Source organism: Deltaproteobacteria bacterium GWA2_45_12 (genome assembly GCA_001797365.1).
GTDB lineage: Bacteria > UBA10199 > UBA10199 > UBA10199 > UBA10199 > UBA10199.
In genome coordinates, this window is sequence record MGPH01000026.1 from 5,371 (window position 1) to 7,094 (window position 1,724).

A 1,724-nucleotide genomic window follows, 5' to 3' on the forward strand; every position below is an offset into this window, starting at 1 on the left:
CGCACCAAGAATAACGCCAACAACCCCAAGCGTGTTTGAAGAAGAAGCACCAGCAGAAGCTGCCTTAGAAACTTCCTTCTTATCAGCCATAAAAGCAACTTTTCAAAGCAAGTATATAAAGGTTACGCAAAAGCCGCGGTGGAAAAGAATGCAAATGTGCCGAAACATGCCTTTAAATGAGTTTACGTAACTATCATACCAATTGGCATAATAAACTATGAAAATAAAAAGATAAAAAAGCCGTGAAAATATACAGAAAGGTTTATATAAAAGACGCCCCCCTTCGGTTAAGGGAATGTTTATGGAAGAAAACTATCAGTTCTTTATGAAAAGCGACCTGTCAAATTACATAGGAGAATGGGTTGCAATATGCAAAAGCAGGATAGTTTCACACGGAAAAGATGTCAAGAAAGTCTTTAAAGAAGCCAAGGAGAAATGCCATCAGGAGAGAGCGCTGATAACGAGAATCCCGAATGAAGAAACAATGATATTCTAAGAATGGCTATAAACTTCAGATACAAAACAGTAAGAAGACCTGATGGGACAGAAGTCGGCGTTGCGTGGATATTCAACCTTTTAGGTATTTTTCTTTGTAGAATTTGAACACTTTTAAGATGTTTTCGATATTTCCGAGGTATAGTAGCACTTTTTGATGGACTTTTCCCTCTGAATCGTATTGTCCTTGGACAATATAGTAATACGTTTTACCTTTAATTTTCTTTTTTCTTATGTATACCATCATTAACTTTCTCTTTTAGGCATATTTCATATTTAATGATTTGTATTTTGGAGAATACAAATACATAAATAGTAGTTAGGCACATATTAGGGTATGCCGGTGCTTCCGAATAAAGAATTTAGGCAAATGGTTCCATTACTACGTGAGAAAGGATTCTACGAGTATGAAACCCCTCAAGCAATATCATGGCCCGAGTATAACCAGACAGAAGTTGAAAACGCCATAGAAACCTTGCAGTTTATACGTGATTCTGTGGATGAAGCTGTGCTTATGCCTTGTAAAGGCAAGGTAGGAAAGCCGTTAACTAACCCGAAGAGTCTTGCGAAGGCAGTGCTGGCTTGTGAGGCTTTGGGCTTTACAGAAAGAAGTGCTCAGGGGTGGCTTACTATTCTTGCTCCTTTTCTTGGCATTAATGAAAAGTTGGATGACCGCACTATTGGGGATGGTTATGATAAGCCTGAAGTGGTATTTGTTTTGAAGCAGGTTTTTGACAAAACCAAGGACAGTAATGGTGTGCTTTGTGGGGATGGTACTGGTTTGGAAACAAGTAGAAAACAGAATTATGAGAGCAACAAGAAGAGTGGTGAGTATATGACAAGCATAGTTGATTCAAGAGAGGTTGTGCAGGCTTTTGATATTAGTGGGGAACAAGAATGTCGTGCTATGCATAAGTTGATTAAAAATTCGTATGGTGGCAGTATCCGTTTGGATGCTGGTTTTAATGACCGTGAATTGGTTAAGGAGATTGCTGAGAGGGGTATGATTGCTTATGTTTTTCCTAAGAAAAACAACAATTTGAATGGTAGTCTTGCGTGGAAATCAATGTATCTTGAATTGTATATGGATGTGATGGGTTGGCTTACTGAGTATCACATTCGCAGCCATAGTGAGAGTTTTCATTCAAGTTTTAAGGCAAGATATGGTATTATCTTGAAGCGGAGGTTTACAGCAGTTCTTAGTCAGGTTACGGCCAGGATTATTCTTC

The 1,724-nt window shown here is 38.5% G+C and carries 1 protein-coding gene and 1 pseudogene; both read left to right on the plus strand.

Annotation, left to right across the window (positions count from 1 at the left end):
* Positions 1-301 precede the first annotated feature (301 nt).
* Complete coding sequence (locus A2048_10455) at positions 302-496, plus strand: hypothetical protein (GenBank protein OGP09545.1); 195 nt, start codon at positions 302-304, stop codon at positions 494-496.
* A 336-nt stretch (positions 497-832) separates the two neighbouring features.
* Positions 833-1,724: pseudogene (locus A2048_10460) on the plus strand (hypothetical protein).

What these genes read in the sequence shown, in the direction of transcription:
- A2048_10455 (OGP09545.1), top strand. Translation starts at nt 302, where the DNA reads ATGGAAGAAAACTATCAGTTCTTTATGAAAAGCGACCTGTCAAATTAC.